The following is a 14509-nucleotide window of genomic DNA, read 5'->3' as shown; positions in this document are numbered from 1 at the left end:
AACCATCCGCAACAGTCCTTATTGTGAATCAGTCGCATCTTCTCGCCCTCGTGAAAGGCTCCCCGTGTCCCACTTCGCCCCGCAGCGCCGTTCCACGCGCACCGCCACCTTCTCCGCCACCCTCGCCGCCGCGGCCATCGCCCTGACGGCGTGCGGCGCGGACGCCGACCCGTCCGGCCCGACGTCGGCACCCGCCTCCGCCGCGGGCGGCGCCCAGTCGCCGGCGGGTGAGGCGACGGCGGCCTCCTCCGTCTCCGCGGAGGACCGCGTCGACCCGACCCAGACCACCGAGGTCTCCGCGGTGACGCCGCGCATCCTGCTCTCGCACGAGGACGGGCTCACGCTGCTCGACGCCGAGTCCGGTGAGGTGGTGAAGGAGCAGGACATCACGGGCTTCACGCGGCTGAGCAACGCCGGCAACGGCAAGGACGTCCTGGTGACCACCGGGAAGGGCTGGGAGGTGTTCTCCACCGGCATCCAGGCCAAGGCCCACGGCGATCACGTCCACAACTACGAGTCCGCGCCCGGCATGACCGGCGTAACGTTCCCGGGTGAGCATCCCGGCCACGTCGTCACCCACAACGGCAAGACCACCCTCTTCGCGGACGGCACGGGCGCGATCCGGACCTTCGACTCGACCCACCTGGACAAGGCGACCCCGGACCTCATGCCCGTCATGACGGAGGCCGAGACCGAGGACCCGCACCACGGCGTGGCGCTCGAGCTCTCCGACGGCACCCTCTTCACCACGCAGGGCACCGAGGACTCCCGGAACACGCTCCAGGTGATCGACCCGAAGACCGGCGAGGTCACGGCCGAGACCGACGACTGCCCCGGCAGCCACGGCGAGGCCGCGGCCCAGCCGACGGAGGCGGGCGACGTCGTCGTGATGGGCTGCGAGAACGGGCCCGTCGTGTACCGGGACGGCGAGTTCCACAAGGTGGAGGTCGAGACCGAGTACCAGCGCTCCGGGAACCTGTTCGGGTTGCATGACTCACCCATCGTCCTGGGTGATCACAAGGTCGAGGAGGAGCCGAAGGAAGCCGTCGAGCGGCCCACGGGGATCGCCCTCATCGACACCCGCACCGATGAGCTCACCACCGTGGACCTCGGCTCGTCCTACTGGTTCCGCTCGCTCGGCCGCGCTGAGGACGGCTCCGCGGTCGTGCTGACCTACGACGGCGAGGTCACCGTGATCGACGAGGAGACCGGTGAGGTCACCGCCGAGTACCCGGTGATCGAGCCGTGGAAGGAGAAGGACGAGTGGCAGGAGCCCGGTCCGATCCTGAAGGTCGCCGGGAACACCGCCTACGTGACGGACGCGGAGAACCGGAGGCTCGTGGCCGTGGACCTGGAGACCGGTGAGACCGTCCTGGAGAAGGACCTGGAGTTCGCCCCGGTCGAGATGGCCGTGGTCACCGGCCAGCCGGAGTCCGTGAAGCCCGAGGAGGGCGCGCACGGTGACGAGGACCACGACGACGACGGCCACGAGGGCCACGACCACGGCGCCGAGCCCTCGGAGGGCCACGAGGGGCACGACCATTGATCGTGTGACGAGACTCCGGCCGGGCGCCCTTCGTGGGGAGGGGTGCCCGGTCGGCGGCCGGGGGCGTCGTGGGGACGCTGACGGCCAGGGCCGGCACCTGCCGCCGGCCCGTGGATGGAGGAGGGCGGGGTCGCGTCGTGGGGACGCGGCCCCGCCCGCCTGTCCGCAGGCCCCGCTCCGGGAGGGCCTGCCGGATCCAGGAGGGCCTGCCGGAGAGGATGCCCCGGGGATGGTGGGGTCAGTTGGCCACCGGATCGTGGTCCGTGATCACGCTCAGGCGGTACCGGGTGCCCTCGGGGGCCTCGGCGCTCACCACCAGGTCCTCCGCGTCCGACTCCGGCACCATGACGACGTATCCGCCGCAGCGGTCCGACCACCCCAGGGGTTGGTAGGCGGCGAAGCCGTCCGCCCCGAGGATGCCCACCGAGGACGGGCCGGCGTCCGGGTCGTCGCACAGCAGCATCAGGCGCAGGGTGCCCTCGGGGCGTTCGCCGCCCATCGCCGCGCCCCCCTCCCCGGGGGTCTGGAGGCCCTGCAGCTCGGAGGCGATCACGTTGACGTCCGTCGTGGGCGTGCCGGGCAGCTCGACGCCCTCCAGGGCCCGGGCCAGGGGGTCCTCCGTCGGACTGCCCGCCCGGTGCGTGACGGCGGCCTCCGGGAGGGCGGCGAGGAAGCCCTCGCTCAACGGCAGAGCCCCGTTCCTGGCGGGATCGGCGCCCTCGGGCACGAACCCGGCACCGGCGGTGGAGCCGCCGCCCGAACCCTGCGTGGCGCTCCCGGAGGCCGGCGCCGGAGTGCTCGGCGCCGTGGTGCCGGAGGCTGGCCCGCCCGCGGACGGCGTGGTGGTCTCGGACGTGCTCGACGGGGACGGCGTCGTGTCGGAGGACGCCGCAGGGGAGGGTGTGGTGCCGGACGCCGTCGCTGGGCCCCCGCCGCCGGAGCAGCCGGCGAGCGTGAGGGCCAGGGTCAGGGCCGCCGTCGTGGCCGGGAGGGCATGGCGGGCGGAGCGGAGGGAAGGGGGTGAGGGGGTCAAGGCGGACCTCCGTCGGTCGGGGGAGCCCGTGCTCCCGGACGCCGGCCCGACCGGTCGTCGTGCAGTGCGTGAGGGGAGACTATGCATCGCATGGGTCCCCGTCTAGCCCCCGGTGTGAGGGACGCCGGATGTGCGCTTCGCGCGCGGCGGGGAGGAGTCCTCAGGCGGCCGGTGCCTGACCCCGCACCTGCCGCAGCACCTCGGGGGCGACCGCCGCGGCCCAGTCCTCGTAGCCGGCGCCGTTGGGGTGGAACAGGTCCCGGGCCAGGCGGCTGACCTGGTGCCTCAGATTCCGCCGCCACGTGGCCGCGTGCACGTCCGCCACGCCGAGGCCGTGCCGGGCGGCCACCCGCCGCACCACCGTGTTCGCCCGGCGCACGCGAGCCTCGAACGGCGGGATGCGGAACGTCGGGACCAGGCCCAGCGTGGCGCCGGCGGGCAGGGCGCGGGCGATCGCCTCGAGGGGCTCCTCGAAGGCGGCCTCGCGGAACCGCCAAGCCCAGGTGACGTCGTTGCCGCCGACGACGCACGTCACCGCGTCCACCCCGCTCGCCGGCATGAGGGGCAGCTGGTCGGCGAGCACGTCCTTCGCCATGGCCCCGCTGACGGCGAGGTTCACCACCCGCACGGGCCGGCCGGTCTCGGCGGCCACCCGCTCGGCCACCTGGGCCACGTACGTGCGCTCCACGCTCTCGGCCCCGATCCCGACGGCGGCCGAGTCGCCCAGCACCACCCACGTGAGCGCGTCGGGGTCCGCGCGGGCGGCGAGGGCGTGCCAGTGGGCGCGGTAGTCGGCGTCGTGCTGGGCCTGCCAGCCGGAGGGGGAGGGCATGCGCGCCAGGCTACCGGCGCCCTGACGTGCGGACACGCGGGAGGGCCTCGACTCGGGCCACCTCATGGGCCAGGATCCGGCCATGACGTTCCTCCGGGCCGTGGGCCGCTTCTACGGACGCTACGCGCAGTTCGGCGGCCGGGCCGGGCGCGCCGAGTTCTGGTGGGTGGTGCTGTACCTGTCCCTCGCGTCCCTCGGCATCACCCTCCTGTTCGGGGCCCTCGGGGCGGACACGACGACGGCCACCCCCTCCGCCGTCGTGTTCCCCGGCTTCGCGGTCAGCGGTCTCAGCGTCCCCGCCGTCGACTCGATGACCGAGGCCTACCAGGCCTTCTCGGGGGTCTGGGGCCTGCTCCATCTGGTGCCCGCCTGGGCGCTGACGGCCCGGCGCCTGCACGACGCCGGGCTCAGCCGCGCCTGGCTGCTCCTGGCGCTGCTGCCCGTGCTCGGTGCGATCGCCCTGCTGGTGATGGTGCTCCAGCCCTCGGATCCGCGGGTGGCCGCGGAGGCCGCCGCGCCGAGCGGTCAGTCGTCGACGACCTGAACGTCCACGCGGATGTTGCCGCGGGTGGCGTTGGAGTAGGGGCAGACCTGGTGGGCGGCGTCGGCGAGCTGCTGCGCCTCGTCCTGGGGCAGGTCCGGGATGACGACCTCGAGGGTGACGGCCAGGCCGAAGCCCTCGCCGGCCTTGCCGATCGAGACGCGGGCGCCCACGGAGGAGTCGCCGAGCTTCTTCTTGGCCTGGCGGGCGACGCTCTGCAGGGCGGAGTGGAAGCACGCGGCGTAGCCGGCGGCGAAGAGCTGCTCGGGGTTGGCGCCGTCGCCGCTGCCGCCCATCTCGGCGGGGATCGCCAGGTCCATGTCGACGCGGCCGTCCGCGGTCCGGACGTGGCCGTTGCGGCCGCCGCCCGTGGCGATGGCCTCGGTGGTGTAGAGGGGCTCGATCTCGATCACGGTGTGCTCCTTGACGGTGTCTGGCCCGGGGTGCCGGGGGCCGCTCGACGGCGGCCACGGTCCAAGGTAGTCCGCGATCAGGTTGTGTGCAATCCAGTTGTCTGCGGGGTAGGTTGTCCGGGTGGACGTCACCCCCCTCGACCTCGACCGCCAGCTGTGCTTCTCCCTCTACCGCGCCAGCCGGGCGGTGACCCGCGCCTACCGGCCCCTGCTCGAGGAGCTGGGCCTCACCTACCCCCAGTACCTCGTGATGCTGGTGCTCTGGCAGGAGGACGGGCCGGTGGGCGTGAACGACATCGGCGCGCGCCTGGGACTCGACAGCGGCACCCTCACCCCGCTGCTGCGCCGCCTCGACCACGCCGGCCTGCTCACCCGTGCCCGCAGCGCCGACGACGAGCGGCGTCGCCTCATCTCCCTCGCCCCCGCCGGCCGGGACCTGCGCGAGGCCGCCGCCGACATCCCCGCACGCATGGCCGACCTCTACCCCGGGCCGGCCGGACAGCGGGAGGAGCTCAAGGCCTTCCTGGACGAGCTGGCCGCGGGACTCGACTGAGCCGGGGCGCGGGCGGGGGCGCAGGATCCCCGCGACCGCCTGCTGTGCTCAGGACCGCGTCATGAGGACGCGGTCCTGAGCACATCGAGCGGTCTTCTCAGGACGCCGCCCGGGCCACCACACCGCCCCGCCCCGACCGCACCGGCGCGGTGCGGCGGTACCAGTCCAGGCAGAAGACGGCGATCAGCACGAGGTCGATCCAGTCGCCGCCGTAGTACATGAGCTGGGCGCCGGCCTGGGCCTCCGCCACGCCCACGCCCGCCGGCGGATGCGCGTAGACGTGCTTGGAGAGGATCGCGTGCAGCGCGAGGAACGCCACGAGCACACCTGCCCGCAGCGGGTGTCCGTGCGGGTGCGGTGCCGGGTCCACCTGCAGGATCGCGGCGGTGAACACCCACCCGGCCAGCAGCACGTGCACGTGCACCAGCAGATGCCCCACCGCGGAGGCATGCATCCAGGCGTGCAGGGGTGTGGTGTAGAGCAGCCACAGCCCGCCGATGTTCAGCAGCCCCGCCACCACCGGGTGCGAGACCACCCGCACGTACGGCGTGGACAGCACCCGGGACAGCCGCCGCGCCCACGCCACGGGCAGGCCCCGCAGGGCCACGGTCACCGGCGCGGACAGCACCAGCAGCAGCGGGGCGAGCATGCCCAGCAGCAGGTGCCCCCACATGTGGGCCGTGAAGTCGTGGTGGCCGAGCACCCCCAGCGGTCCCACCGCCACGACGCCGGCCACCACCCCCGCGGCCGCGCTCAGGGTGCGCGCGTCGGACCAGGCGCGGCCCCGGCGTCGTCCGGCGCGGACCAGCGCCGCATAGGCGACCAGGAACAGCAGGAGTCCGCCGCCGATGACGACGCCGGCCAGCGGGAACGGGGCGCTCGCCGCCTGGGCGCCGAGCTCCGCCCCGATCCCGCCGGGGTGCTCATGCACGGGCGGCCGCCCGGCGGGAGCCGCGCCGCCACGCCAGGGTGCCGATCACGAGGAAGGCGATCGCAATGGCCATCCACACGAGGTCGTACACGAGGATGTCGTCCACGGGCGCGTACGGGCCGGTGCCCTGCAGCTCCGTGGGGATGACCTCGTACCGGATCTGGTGGATCCTCATGAGCTTGTGCTGGACGGTGCCGTCCCACGCCTGGAACGCGCCCGCGCCGATCAGCACCGCCGGCCACCACCGGCCGACGCCGGGGCCGCCGCGGCGTCGCACGTCCGCGAAGAGGAACAGCCCGGCCACGGCGGCGAACCAGCCGAAGGCGTGGAAGAGTCCGTCGGAGACCAGGCCGACGGCCGCGGTGGACAGGTCGTAGAAGTGGTGCCAGTGCAGGAGCTGGTGCAGGACGACCTCGTCGACGAAGGCGGCCACGCCCACCCCGAAGAGGATCCCGGACAGCAGCAGGCGGCGGTGGAGGTCGGGGGCGGGGCGGCCGACGGGCCGAGCCGTGACGGAGGGGGAGGCCATGGCGCCCACGCTAGCGGCAGTTCCCAGCGAATGCCCAGGTCACGGGCGTCATCCACGCACCGGCCGCAGTGGCGGTCCCGTGAGGCGATGATGGTGCCCATGGCCGCCCACTCCTTCGCCCTCGTGCCCTCCTCCTACGTCCTCTTGCTGCGGGGACGGGAGGTGCTGCTGCAGCGCCGGCATCACACCGGGTACATGGACGGGTTCTGGGTGGCGGGCGCCGCCGGGCACGTGGAGCCGGGGGAGGCGGCCCGGCAGGGGGCGGTCCGGGAGACGGCGGAGGAGCTCGGCGTCGAGATCGAGCCTGCTTCCCTCGAGCTGCTGACCGTCATGCAGCGCACGGACGGCACGGACACCCCGCGCGAGCAGCGCGTGGACTGGTTCTGGGCCTGCCGGTCCTGGGCGGGTGAGCCGCGGATCTGCGAGCCCGGCAAAGCCTCCCACCTGGAGTGGTTCCCCCTGGATTCGTTGCCGAGCCCGATTCCGGACTACGAGCGGCTCGTGCTGGAGGGCCTGCGCGACGGCGACCTCACCCCGGACACGGCGGTCGGGTTCGGGGACTGAGGGGCATAGGGGCTCGCCGTCCACCGCCCGGTCAGTCCCGCACCGCCTCCACCACCATGAGCGGGTGCTCGGCGGGGTCGAAGGCCGTGCGGTGCCAGTCTCCGGAGAGCCGTTCCACCCGCAGCCCCGCTGCGGCCAGGTCCGCGCGCACCTGCTCCGCGGAGCGGAACTGCAGGTGCTGGTCCACCTCGGACACCTCCCCGGAGTCGAGGAACTCGGTGCGCACGCGCATCGTCCCACCCCGTGCCGGTCAGGGGCGGAGGTGCGCTCCGACTCGAGGACCCGCCCGGCCGGCATCGTGCGCTCCGTGGGGTCCTGCTGCCAGCCCTCCCACGCGCGCCGGACGGGGTTGCGCGTCTCGAAGACCAGGCGGCCGCCGGGCACGAGCCCCGCACCGATGCGCCGCAGCGACGCGTGCCAGTCGTCGTCGACCAGGTGCATGGCCACGTTGCCGCTCATCACCACCAGGTCGGCGGAGTCCGGCGCGATCAGCCCCGCATCCCCGTGTCGCCACTCGACGCCGTCCCCGCCCGGGCGCGCGCGGGCCGCCGCGAGCATGGCCTCGGCCGGGTCGATCCCGACAACGTCCCGCCCCGGGCCCGCGAGCGTCACCGTCAGGATGCCGGTGCCGCAGCCGAGGTCGACGATGCGGGTGCTGGCCCGCGCGGCCGAGACCTCGTCCGCGACCCGGCGGAAGAACGCGTGGTCCTCGCCCGCGGGGTTGTCCACGTCGTAGATCGCGGCGAGGCGGGCGTCGTCGTAGGTGCGCCGGTTGGCCTCGGCGCGGGAGGGGGCGTCGGTCATGCGCGCAGTCTGTCACCCGGGGCGGGCGCCCCCTGCCGCAGGGCCTGCCCCGCCACGATCAGCAGCATCGCCGCGCCGGCCGCCGCGGCCCCGGCCGGTCCCGCGGCGGGCACGCGGAGCATCGCCGCCAGGGCGCCGACCAGGCCCAGGACCAGCATCGACCCGCCGATCCACCGGAACACCGGCGCGCCGAACGCGCGCGCGAACGGCAGGAAGTGCGCGCCCACCACGGCCGCCACCAGGGCGATCTGCGCCGTCGGCGCGTCTGCGGCCCGGGCCACCAGACGGGTCACCGGGAACAGCAGCAGCATCACGACGACGGCGGCCCCGTACACCCGCAGCGCCCCGGGCGCCGGGGGCGGCAGGGCGGGCAGGGTCCGGCGGCGGAGCAGGACCGCCGCGAGGGCGAAGACGGCGAGGGCGACCGCCGCACTGCGGAGCATGCTCTGAGCGTCGCCGGGCAACCCGGCGATCCCGGCGAGCAGGAAGGCCATGCCGCCGACCACCCCGATCAGCCCGCCGAAGACCACCGGATGACCCGCCCGGCTGATCCCGCGGACGCGCTGGCCGTCCACGATCTGCCTGTGAGCGTTGCCTGTGTGCACCTGTGTTATCGTTTCCCTCCTGCTGTGTGCGACCGGGGCCATCGTGTCACGGCCGTTAGCCTCCTCCCATGCCCTCCGCCTCGATCGACCACGTGCGGCAGGCCCGCCGCGTCCTGTTCCACGGGGTCACGGGGGCCGGGAAGTCCACCGCGGCCGTGCGGCTCGGCGCTGTGCTCGGCCTGCCGGTCACCCTCGTGGACGAGGAGTTCGGCTGGCTGCCGGGCTGGGTCCCGCGGCCGGAGGCCGAGCAGACCGCCCTGGCGGACTCGGTCACGGCGGGGGAGGCCTGGGTGCTGGACTCCGCCTACGGCTTCTACCGGCCGATGGTCATGAAGCGGACCGACGTCGTCATCGCCCTGGACTACTCGCGGGCCCGGACCTTCACGCGCCTGGTGCGGCGCACGATCCGCCGGGTGGTGGGGCAGGGGGAGATGTGCAACGGCAACCGCGAGTCCTGGCGTCGGGTGCTCGGGGAGGAGTCGATCCTGCGCTGGCACGCCGCCACGTTCGACCGCAAGCGGGCATGGGCCCGGGAGCGGGAGGCCGCGGCGGAGGGGGCGCCGGTGCTGCGCCTGAGCACGCCGCGGCAGTGGGAGTGGGTGCTGGCCCGGCTGGAGGGCAGGCGGCAGGCTCCCTGAAGCACGCTGCTCCTCCGGACCTCACGTCGTGCTCAGGACCGCGTCCTCAGGACACGGTCCTGAGCAGAAGGGGAGGTCCTGCGGCCGCCTCGCCCTTCGTCCCGCGCTCTGACAGGGTGGGGCCATGGACGGGATGGAGCGGGAGAAGGTCTGGCACGTGCGGATCGCCGTCGCGGCGGCGCTCGTGGGATGCGCCGGCGTCGTGTCCGGACTGCGGCACGAGCTGGGGCTGGGATGGGCGGTCGGGCTGCTGACGGCGTGCCTCCTGGGCGTGGCCCTCGCCCTGCGCGACGTGCACCACCGGGTGGACCAGGAGGAGGCGGGGCGTCAGGTGTTCTACGCCGGCCGGGGGAGTACGGCGTGGTTCGCGGTGGTGATGGTGGGGGTCGCGATCGTGCCGGGCATGGTGATCCCCCTGCTCGCGGACGGGGCCGCCACGGCGCTGGGTGTGGGACTCTTCGCCGCCGTGCTGACCGCGGCGGCACACGGCGTGCTCGCGGCCACCACCACCGGGGAGCCTCAGCCCGAACCGGTCCCGGTGCCGTTGCGCCGCGAGGACGGCTGAGAATCCGCTGCGGAAGTGACCCTTCTGAGGGCGGTGGCGGTCGCCAGAAGGGTCAGTTCCGCAGTGGATTCGGCGACGCCGGAGCACTCAGGAGCACGTCGGGCGCCGGGCGTCGGACGCTCCCGTGGCACCATTGGCTCATGCCCGAGCGCCCCGCCCCCACGCCGCCCGCCGCCACACCCGGCCCCGCCCCTGCCGTCCATGCCGCGGGCTTCGACGAGCTCGACCGGACGACGGCCTACCGCCTCTGGCAGCTGCGGTCGCTGGTGTTCGTCGTCGAGCAGGACTGCCCCTACCTGGACCTGGACGGCCGCGACCTCGAGCCGGCCACCGTCCACCTGTGGGTCGAGGACGAGGCGGGCACGCCCGTCGCCACGCTGCGGCTGCTGGACGACGGCGACGTCGCCCGCATCGGCCGCGTCGTCACCCACCCCGACGCGCGGGGCCGGGCCCTGGCCGGGGCGCTGCTGGACGAGGCGGTCGCCCGGATCGGCGGGCGGCCGAGCGTGCTGGACGCCCAGGCCCACCTGGCGCACTGGTACGCCCGCTGGGGCTACGCGCCGGACGGGCCGGAGTTCCTCGAGGACGGCATCCCGCACGTGCCGATGCGGCGGGCGGGGGCGGGTGCGACGGACGGGCGTCGCGCGCACACCTGAGAATCGACTGCGGAAGTGACCCTTCTGGGGGTGTCAGCGGGCGTCAGAGGGGTCACTTCTGCAGTCGATTCCGGACGTCGCCGCCCGACGTCGCCTGCAGCTCCGCGGCCGTCTCTGGATCCGGGGTCACCACAGTGAACCGCTGTCCGTCGTGGGTGGCGAGGACCAGCCCGGCGGGGCCGCCGAGGTCCAGCCGCACGCCGCGGCGGGAGCGGGCCCGCCCCGTCACTGGCCAGTTGATGTAGGCGCCGCCCGGCCCGACGTCGTCCTGGACCTCCACCGTGGCCAGTGAGTCCAGGGGCAGCTCACGGGAGTACAGCGGGGCCCGGAGGCGGAGTACGCCGGCGGCGGGGTCCGCCGCGAGCTCGATGCGGGCGCGCAGGAACGCCACCTGGCTCAGCCACACGACCAGCCCGAGGCTCACCGCGGCGATCACGAGGATGCCCGCCGACCGTAGGGCCGGATCCAGCACGAGCAAGAGGACCAAGGGGAGCTCCGTGACGAACACCAACGCCCACCCCAGCACCGCGTAGCCGGGCGGCGGCTCGACGACGGCGGTGCGCGCCGCCTCGGCCGGCGCGGTGGTCATCGGCGCCGGTCCGGGTCCGACGGGGGCTTCAGCCCGAACCGGACGATGTGGAACGCCAGACCCAGCAGCAAGAGCCCCCAGCCGATGAGTCCTCGCCATTCGAGGTCCGTGAAGGAGAGGACGTAGAGGCCCGCGACGGTGGCGAGCACCGCCGCAAGAGGCCAGTCGGCGGCCGCCATCGCCAGCACCACCAGGAGCACGGCGGCGATCGTCACTGCGGTGTACCGCAGGAACAGGGCGCGGTTGCCGAGCGCCTCCTCGAGTCGTGACTCCGTGCCGGTGTGGACGGGGGTGGTACCGGGGGCGGCCTTGAGGAGGCGGATGTGGCCGTAGGTGAGCGCGGGCGTCCAGCCGGCGGCCCGGAAGAGATCGAAGTGGTGGTCGTCGGGGTCGGTCTCGTAGGACATGTCGAAGACGACGTCCTCGGGCTCGGCGTCCTCGAAGCGCCAGCCGTGGGCGGCCAGGGAGAACCCGGTCAGCCGCTGGCCGCGGCGGGCCGTGTCTTCGAACCTCGCGAGGTCCTTCTCCGGGGTGAAGGCCGGCCCACTGCTCATGCGTGTGGTGCTCATGTCGTCTCCATGATCTGGTCGGCCATCGCCAGGATTCCGCGCCGGCGCTCGATGTCGCTCATCAGGACGCCGCGTCCCCGGGGGTGAGGCGATGGACGCGTCGGGCGTCGTCGCCGTCGAACTCCTCGATGAACCCGGCATCCCTGAGCTTCTTCAACGTGGTGTGGAGATGCGGATCATCGGGGTCCCGCCACTCCCCGAGAATCATTGAGGGATATATCTCTGAGTGACACTCAGTCATCGACTGCCGGTGGGTGCAAGGGGATGGGGCATCGGATGCCGACCTTGACGCCCCCCCGGGCGCGACGACGCCCCGGATGCGCGCGGCACCCGGGGCGTCGTCGGTGGGACGAGGTGGTCGGTCAGTGGCCGTAGCCGCCCTCGTCGTTCTCCTCGGTCTCCTTCTCGGACTGCTCGGCCTTGGCCGCGAGGCCGTCGACCTCGGCGGGCGCCTGCTGCGCGGCCTGGTCCTGGTCGCCGGGGGCGTCGGAGTTCTTCGTCTCGGGGATCTGCTGATCAGCCATGGGTGCCCTCCTCAGGCGTGGTGGGAGGGGCGCCGGGTGAGCGCCCCCTGTCCGACGGCGCCCGGGGTGGGGTGGGCCGACGTCGTCGCAAGTCAACCAAGGGTCAGGCCGACACGCCCACCCCTGGCCCTCCTGCCGGAGGCCCCCGGGTCAGTCCTTGCCGGGCAGCAGGTCGCGGGCGGTCTCGGCGGCGCGCTGGAGCAGGGAGTCGTCCCCGCCGCCGGCCCAGGAGGGGTCGTGGGGCATCGGGCCCATCGGATCGGCCGCGTCCGGGTCGGGTCCACCGCTGCACCTCGTTGCGCGACTTGGCTCGCGGGTAGTAGCGCATGACCTCCGCGTCTCCGAGGAGCCGGCACATGTCGTCGAGGTCAGCGTCGGTCATGCACCGGAACGTGAGTCGATCGGTGGGTTGCGGGATCACCCGACGACCTTACCGACGGCACTGAGCCGTGCCGCGGTCTGCCGCGCTCACCCCACGAAGACGCAGAAGGGGTGGCCGGCCGGGTCCGCGAACACGTACAGGGGCTCGTCCTCGTCGTCGGAGCGGTCCAGGACGAGACGCCCGCCCAGGCGCAGCGCCTGGTCGTGGGCCGCGTCGAGGGAATCGCGGTCCGGCACGATGAAATCCAGGTGCAGCTGCATCGGCACCTCGGGTGACGGCCACGTGCTGGGCTTCAGTTCCTCGGTGCGCTGGAATGTCAGGACGCGGCGGCCGTCGTCGTCCAGCAGCACGAGCCAGTCCGCGCTGTCCGGCTCGCGGCCGTCCGCGAGCTCGTCGCCCGCGCGGTAGTGGAGGCCGAGGACCTCGCGGTAGAACTCCGCGACGGAACGGATGTCGACGGCGTCGACCACCGGCTGCTGGAGCACGGGACGGGTGACCATGGCCACACATTAAGCGACCTCGGTGTCCGCGTCAGCGTCTCGGCCTCAGCCGACGTCGTCGCGCCCCGCGTCCACCCACCGCGCGGCCGGCACGACGGCGGCCAGCGAGACCACCGCCAGGACCTGCCACCCCGCGAGCGCCCAGCCGACCCCGAGCGTCGCCCCGAGCGCACCTCCCGCGAGGCTCGCCAGCGGCACGCAGCCCCGGGTGAGGGTGCGGCGCATCGCGGTGACCCGCCCGAGCGTGCCCTCGGGGCAGGCGCGGGTGGTCACGGCGGCCTGGGTGATGTTCCCGAGCAGGACCATGAACCCCCAGAGGGCGGCGCCGGGCACCCAATGGCCTGAGGAGTCCCGCCGGCGAAGTACTTCGCGACGCGGCACCACAGGGCGCAAGTCCTTACGCTCGACCGAGCAAGAGTAGACGCGGGGCACATATTTCAATCCGGACTGACTCCACCCTCAATTGAATTCGGGGGAGATGCAGCCAGCTAGGTAAATAAAATAGATAGAATAAACGGTCAGGATAGGCTCGCAGCGGCGCGTCCGCTATAGGGCCCTGTCAAGAAACACATCGATTCCCGCTGCCTTCAGTTCACGAGCCAGTTCGATCTGCCAAGACTCTCCTTCAATTCCAATATAAGCGACCCCAGAAAAGTCGGTGGGAATCTCAATGGACGGCTCATTCAAAGCTGCTACGCGGTCTCGACCAAGGATCCCTACAAACATCCCCAGTTCGAAGACCACGTTCTGTCGAGCTCGGGAAGACCGTTCCCCGGAGCCAATCTTTCCGCCTTCGTCGTCAGGCGTAAGGAGGACTACAGCAAATGCGGCCTTCTGTGCATGTTCGAGCAGTTTACCGAGGAGGTCCTGGCCGCGGTTGGGCTGATCTGCCAGCACGACAACGTCGCGATCAGTGACCGTGGTCAGGAAGCGACGAACAACCTCGCGCCGCCCCAGGTCATGGCCATGGACTAGGAAGATTGGGGCATCAAGATCGAGGCGAGAGAGTCTAGTTTCCCCATGTCCATTTTGATATACCTCAAGGCGGTCAAGTATCGCATCAAGCACCCGCAACTTTTCTTGAATGTCCGTAAGGACCTCAGGAAGTCGACCCCAGGGTATTGTGGTGGACGATATTTTAAGATCTAGTAAAGTAACCGCCGTCCCGGAGAACTCTGCTTTCGGGCTGGTAGTCATGAATCCGGAGACGTGGAAAAAATTCTCCAAGATAGCTGAAGTCTTTCCTTCCCATGAGAGGTACCTCGCTCTGAATTCTTGTATCTCCGAGCTATCGGCAGGCTTGTCTTCCAGTAGGCTGACGCCCTCGGCTCGCGCCCTCTCGATAGCGGCACGAGCCTCATTGACGGGGCGCACCAACTCAACCTTGTTCATGATTGCTACTACACGCTCTCAATTACAGCGTCAAGCCACCCCTTGAGGGCCGCGAGTCGGGCATATGCGTTCGCTCCATCCTGGGCTTTCTCGATGACTCCTTGGGGGCCCCTGGCGCTTCCCTTGACCTCCGGTGCGAGACTCTCAACTTCCGAGCGAAGGCCCGCAGGAACAGCGCTGATGACTTGAGTGCGTAATGTGTTATAAGTGGGAGGTAATCCATGCGCGGACTTCTCAGGAACGCAAGCCAGGGTGTTACTAACAGCGGCACGCAGCCGCTTCAGCTTTGCCAAATCGAGATCAGTCATTTTGCCAAATCGAGATCAGTCATGTCTTTAGTGTC

The 14509-nt window shown here is 72.1% G+C and carries 21 protein-coding genes and 2 pseudogenes; 7 read left to right on the top strand and 16 right to left on the bottom strand.

Annotation, left to right across the window (positions count from 1 at the left end):
* The first annotated feature begins 64 nt into the window (after window positions 1–64).
* Window positions 65–1546, top strand: a complete 1482-nt coding sequence (locus AC0VX2_RS10795) for an outer membrane protein assembly factor BamB family protein (protein WP_136940232.1) — start codon at window positions 65–67, stop codon at window positions 1544–1546.
* 238 nt (window positions 1547–1784) lie between these two features.
* Here the strand turns inward: AC0VX2_RS10795 and AC0VX2_RS10790 are convergent, their stop codons facing one another.
* Together AC0VX2_RS10790 and AC0VX2_RS10785 are read right to left on the bottom strand one after the other, a co-directional pair.
* Window positions 1785–2231, bottom strand: coding sequence for a hypothetical protein (locus AC0VX2_RS10790; protein WP_098094159.1), 447 nt, complete (start codon window positions 2229–2231; stop codon window positions 1785–1787).
* Window positions 2232–2739: 508 nt separating this feature from the next.
* Window positions 2740–3411: an SGNH/GDSL hydrolase family protein gene (locus AC0VX2_RS10785; RefSeq protein WP_010080009.1), complete on the bottom strand. Its 672-nt coding sequence runs from the start codon at window positions 3409–3411 to the stop codon at window positions 2740–2742.
* An 82-nt stretch (window positions 3412–3493) separates the two neighbouring features.
* On the opposite strand from AC0VX2_RS10785, the gene AC0VX2_RS10780 reads away from it, so the two are divergent.
* Window positions 3494–3955 carry a DUF805 domain-containing protein gene (locus AC0VX2_RS10780; RefSeq protein WP_036341245.1) on the top strand — a complete coding sequence of 154 codons (462 nt, stop codon included), beginning with the start codon at window positions 3494–3496 and terminating at the stop codon, window positions 3953–3955.
* Here the strand turns inward: AC0VX2_RS10780 and AC0VX2_RS10775 are convergent.
* A complete protein-coding gene (locus tag AC0VX2_RS10775) occupies window positions 3937–4365 on the bottom strand; it encodes an organic hydroperoxide resistance protein (RefSeq protein ID WP_036341242.1) in 429 nt (142 codons plus the stop codon). The genes AC0VX2_RS10780 and AC0VX2_RS10775 overlap by 19 nt on opposite strands.
* A gap of 121 nt (window positions 4366–4486) precedes the next feature.
* On the opposite strand from AC0VX2_RS10775, the gene AC0VX2_RS10770 reads away from it, so the two are divergent.
* Window positions 4487–4918 (top strand): MarR family winged helix-turn-helix transcriptional regulator, encoded by a 432-nt coding sequence (locus AC0VX2_RS10770; RefSeq protein ID WP_098094163.1) that lies wholly within the window; start codon window positions 4487–4489, stop codon window positions 4916–4918.
* 97 nt (window positions 4919–5015) lie between these two features.
* On the opposite strand, the gene AC0VX2_RS10765 is transcribed toward AC0VX2_RS10770, so the two are convergent.
* Complete coding sequence (locus tag AC0VX2_RS10765) at window positions 5016–5849, bottom strand: cytochrome c oxidase assembly protein (protein ID WP_010080013.1); 834 nt, start codon at window positions 5847–5849, stop codon at window positions 5016–5018.
* Window positions 5842–6378, bottom strand: coding sequence for a DUF2243 domain-containing protein (locus AC0VX2_RS10760; RefSeq protein ID WP_010080014.1), 537 nt, complete (start codon window positions 6376–6378; stop codon window positions 5842–5844). Before AC0VX2_RS10760 ends, AC0VX2_RS10765 begins: the two co-directional genes overlap by 8 nt.
* A gap of 99 nt (window positions 6379–6477) precedes the next feature.
* On the opposite strand from AC0VX2_RS10760, the gene AC0VX2_RS10755 reads away from it, so the two are divergent.
* On the top strand, window positions 6478–6942 hold the full coding sequence (locus AC0VX2_RS10755; protein WP_136940231.1) for an NUDIX hydrolase: 465 nt from the start codon (window positions 6478–6480) through the stop codon (window positions 6940–6942).
* A 31-nt stretch (window positions 6943–6973) separates the two neighbouring features.
* Here AC0VX2_RS10755 and AC0VX2_RS10750 read toward each other — a convergent pair whose 3' ends face one another.
* The 3 genes and pseudogenes from AC0VX2_RS10750 to AC0VX2_RS10740 all read right to left on the bottom strand — a co-directional run bounded on the left by AC0VX2_RS10750 (window position 6974) and on the right by AC0VX2_RS10740 (window position 8321).
* Entirely contained in the window at window positions 6974–7168 is a 195-nt protein-coding gene (locus AC0VX2_RS10750) for a hypothetical protein (protein WP_240756450.1), read from the bottom strand.
* 146 nt (window positions 7169–7314) lie between these two features.
* A pseudogene (locus AC0VX2_RS10745) lies at window positions 7315–7746 on the bottom strand (class I SAM-dependent methyltransferase); the annotation flags it as partial.
* A complete protein-coding gene (locus tag AC0VX2_RS10740; protein WP_475432587.1) occupies window positions 7743–8321 on the bottom strand; it encodes a hypothetical protein in 579 nt (192 codons plus the stop codon). The gene AC0VX2_RS10740 and the pseudogene AC0VX2_RS10745, both read right to left, overlap by 4 nt.
* Before the next feature lie 98 nt (window positions 8322–8419).
* Here AC0VX2_RS10740 and AC0VX2_RS10735 point away from each other — a divergent pair, with 98 nt between their 5' ends.
* The 3 genes from AC0VX2_RS10735 (at window position 8420) to AC0VX2_RS10725 (ending at window position 10210) form a co-directional block, all read left to right on the top strand.
* Entirely contained in the window at window positions 8420–8989 is a 570-nt protein-coding gene (locus tag AC0VX2_RS10735) for a P-loop NTPase family protein (RefSeq protein ID WP_049145716.1), read from the top strand.
* 124 nt (window positions 8990–9113) lie between these two features.
* Window positions 9114–9554: a hypothetical protein gene (locus AC0VX2_RS10730; RefSeq protein ID WP_010080019.1), complete on the top strand. Its 441-nt coding sequence runs from the start codon at window positions 9114–9116 to the stop codon at window positions 9552–9554.
* 140 nt (window positions 9555–9694) lie between these two features.
* On the top strand, window positions 9695–10210 hold the full coding sequence (locus AC0VX2_RS10725; protein ID WP_049145708.1) for a GNAT family N-acetyltransferase: 516 nt from the start codon (window positions 9695–9697) through the stop codon (window positions 10208–10210).
* 52 nt (window positions 10211–10262) lie between these two features.
* On the opposite strand, the gene AC0VX2_RS10720 is transcribed toward AC0VX2_RS10725, so the two are convergent.
* The 8 genes and pseudogenes from AC0VX2_RS10720 to AC0VX2_RS10685 all read right to left on the bottom strand — a co-directional run bounded on the left by AC0VX2_RS10720 (window position 10263) and on the right by AC0VX2_RS10685 (window position 14166).
* Window positions 10263–10799, bottom strand: coding sequence for a hypothetical protein (locus AC0VX2_RS10720; RefSeq protein ID WP_136940230.1), 537 nt, complete (start codon window positions 10797–10799; stop codon window positions 10263–10265).
* On the bottom strand, window positions 10796–11368 hold the full coding sequence (locus tag AC0VX2_RS10715; RefSeq protein ID WP_167754990.1) for a DUF2812 domain-containing protein: 573 nt from the start codon (window positions 11366–11368) through the stop codon (window positions 10796–10798). Before AC0VX2_RS10715 ends, AC0VX2_RS10720 begins: the two co-directional genes overlap by 4 nt.
* 61 nt (window positions 11369–11429) lie before the next feature.
* Window positions 11430–11609, bottom strand: a complete 180-nt coding sequence (locus AC0VX2_RS10710) for a hypothetical protein (protein WP_158184041.1) — start codon at window positions 11607–11609, stop codon at window positions 11430–11432.
* A gap of 121 nt (window positions 11610–11730) precedes the next feature.
* The gene (locus AC0VX2_RS10705; RefSeq protein ID WP_153239435.1) at window positions 11731–11892 is read right to left on the bottom strand and encodes a hypothetical protein; all 162 of its coding nucleotides are present in this window, start codon (window positions 11890–11892) and stop codon (window positions 11731–11733) included.
* Window positions 11893–12178: 286 nt separating this feature from the next.
* Window positions 12179–12313: pseudogene (locus AC0VX2_RS10700) on the bottom strand (GNAT family N-acetyltransferase); the annotation flags it as partial.
* Between the two features lie 47 nt (window positions 12314–12360).
* Window positions 12361–12774: a VOC family protein gene (locus AC0VX2_RS10695; protein WP_136940229.1), complete on the bottom strand. Its 414-nt coding sequence runs from the start codon at window positions 12772–12774 to the stop codon at window positions 12361–12363.
* A gap of 45 nt (window positions 12775–12819) precedes the next feature.
* The gene (locus AC0VX2_RS10690; protein WP_240756446.1) at window positions 12820–13107 is read right to left on the bottom strand and encodes a hypothetical protein; all 288 of its coding nucleotides are present in this window, start codon (window positions 13105–13107) and stop codon (window positions 12820–12822) included.
* 213 nt (window positions 13108–13320) lie between these two features.
* Window positions 13321–14166, bottom strand: a complete 846-nt coding sequence (locus AC0VX2_RS10685) for a TIR domain-containing protein (protein ID WP_221844953.1) — start codon at window positions 14164–14166, stop codon at window positions 13321–13323.
* Window positions 14167–14509: the final 343 nt, after the last annotated feature.

This window comes from Micrococcus sp. iso_239 (assembly GCF_056173395.1).
The sequence above is the reverse complement of the archived record's forward strand: the minus strand, read 5'-3'. Positions and strand labels throughout refer to the sequence as shown.

Excerpts from the sequence above, each read along its gene's own strand:
- AC0VX2_RS10735 (WP_049145716.1), top strand. The coding sequence starts at position 8,420 with ATGCCCTCCGCCTCGATCGACCACGTGCGGCAGGCCCGCCGCGTCCTG.
- AC0VX2_RS10760 (WP_010080014.1), bottom strand. The coding sequence starts at position 6,378 with ATGGCCTCCCCCTCCGTCACGGCTCGGCCCGTCGGCCGCCCCGCCCCC.
- AC0VX2_RS10780 (WP_036341245.1), top strand. The coding sequence starts at position 3,494 with ATGACGTTCCTCCGGGCCGTGGGCCGCTTCTACGGACGCTACGCGCAG.
- AC0VX2_RS10710 (WP_158184041.1), bottom strand. The coding sequence starts at position 11,609 with ATGACTGAGTGTCACTCAGAGATATATCCCTCAATGATTCTCGGGGAG.
- AC0VX2_RS10715 (WP_167754990.1), bottom strand. The coding sequence starts at position 11,368 with ATGAGCACCACACGCATGAGCAGTGGGCCGGCCTTCACCCCGGAGAAG.
- AC0VX2_RS10755 (WP_136940231.1), top strand. The coding sequence starts at position 6,478 with ATGGCCGCCCACTCCTTCGCCCTCGTGCCCTCCTCCTACGTCCTCTTG.
- AC0VX2_RS10685 (WP_221844953.1), bottom strand. The coding sequence starts at position 14,166 with ATGAACAAGGTTGAGTTGGTGCGCCCCGTCAATGAGGCTCGTGCCGCT.
- AC0VX2_RS10785 (WP_010080009.1), bottom strand. The coding sequence starts at position 3,411 with ATGCCCTCCCCCTCCGGCTGGCAGGCCCAGCACGACGCCGACTACCGC.
- AC0VX2_RS10720 (WP_136940230.1), bottom strand. The coding sequence starts at position 10,799 with ATGACCACCGCGCCGGCCGAGGCGGCGCGCACCGCCGTCGTCGAGCCG.
- AC0VX2_RS10705 (WP_153239435.1), bottom strand. The coding sequence starts at position 11,892 with ATGGCTGATCAGCAGATCCCCGAGACGAAGAACTCCGACGCCCCCGGC.
- AC0VX2_RS10730 (WP_010080019.1), top strand. The coding sequence starts at position 9,114 with ATGGACGGGATGGAGCGGGAGAAGGTCTGGCACGTGCGGATCGCCGTC.
- AC0VX2_RS10725 (WP_049145708.1), top strand. The coding sequence starts at position 9,695 with ATGCCCGAGCGCCCCGCCCCCACGCCGCCCGCCGCCACACCCGGCCCC.
- AC0VX2_RS10695 (WP_136940229.1), bottom strand. The coding sequence starts at position 12,774 with ATGGTCACCCGTCCCGTGCTCCAGCAGCCGGTGGTCGACGCCGTCGAC.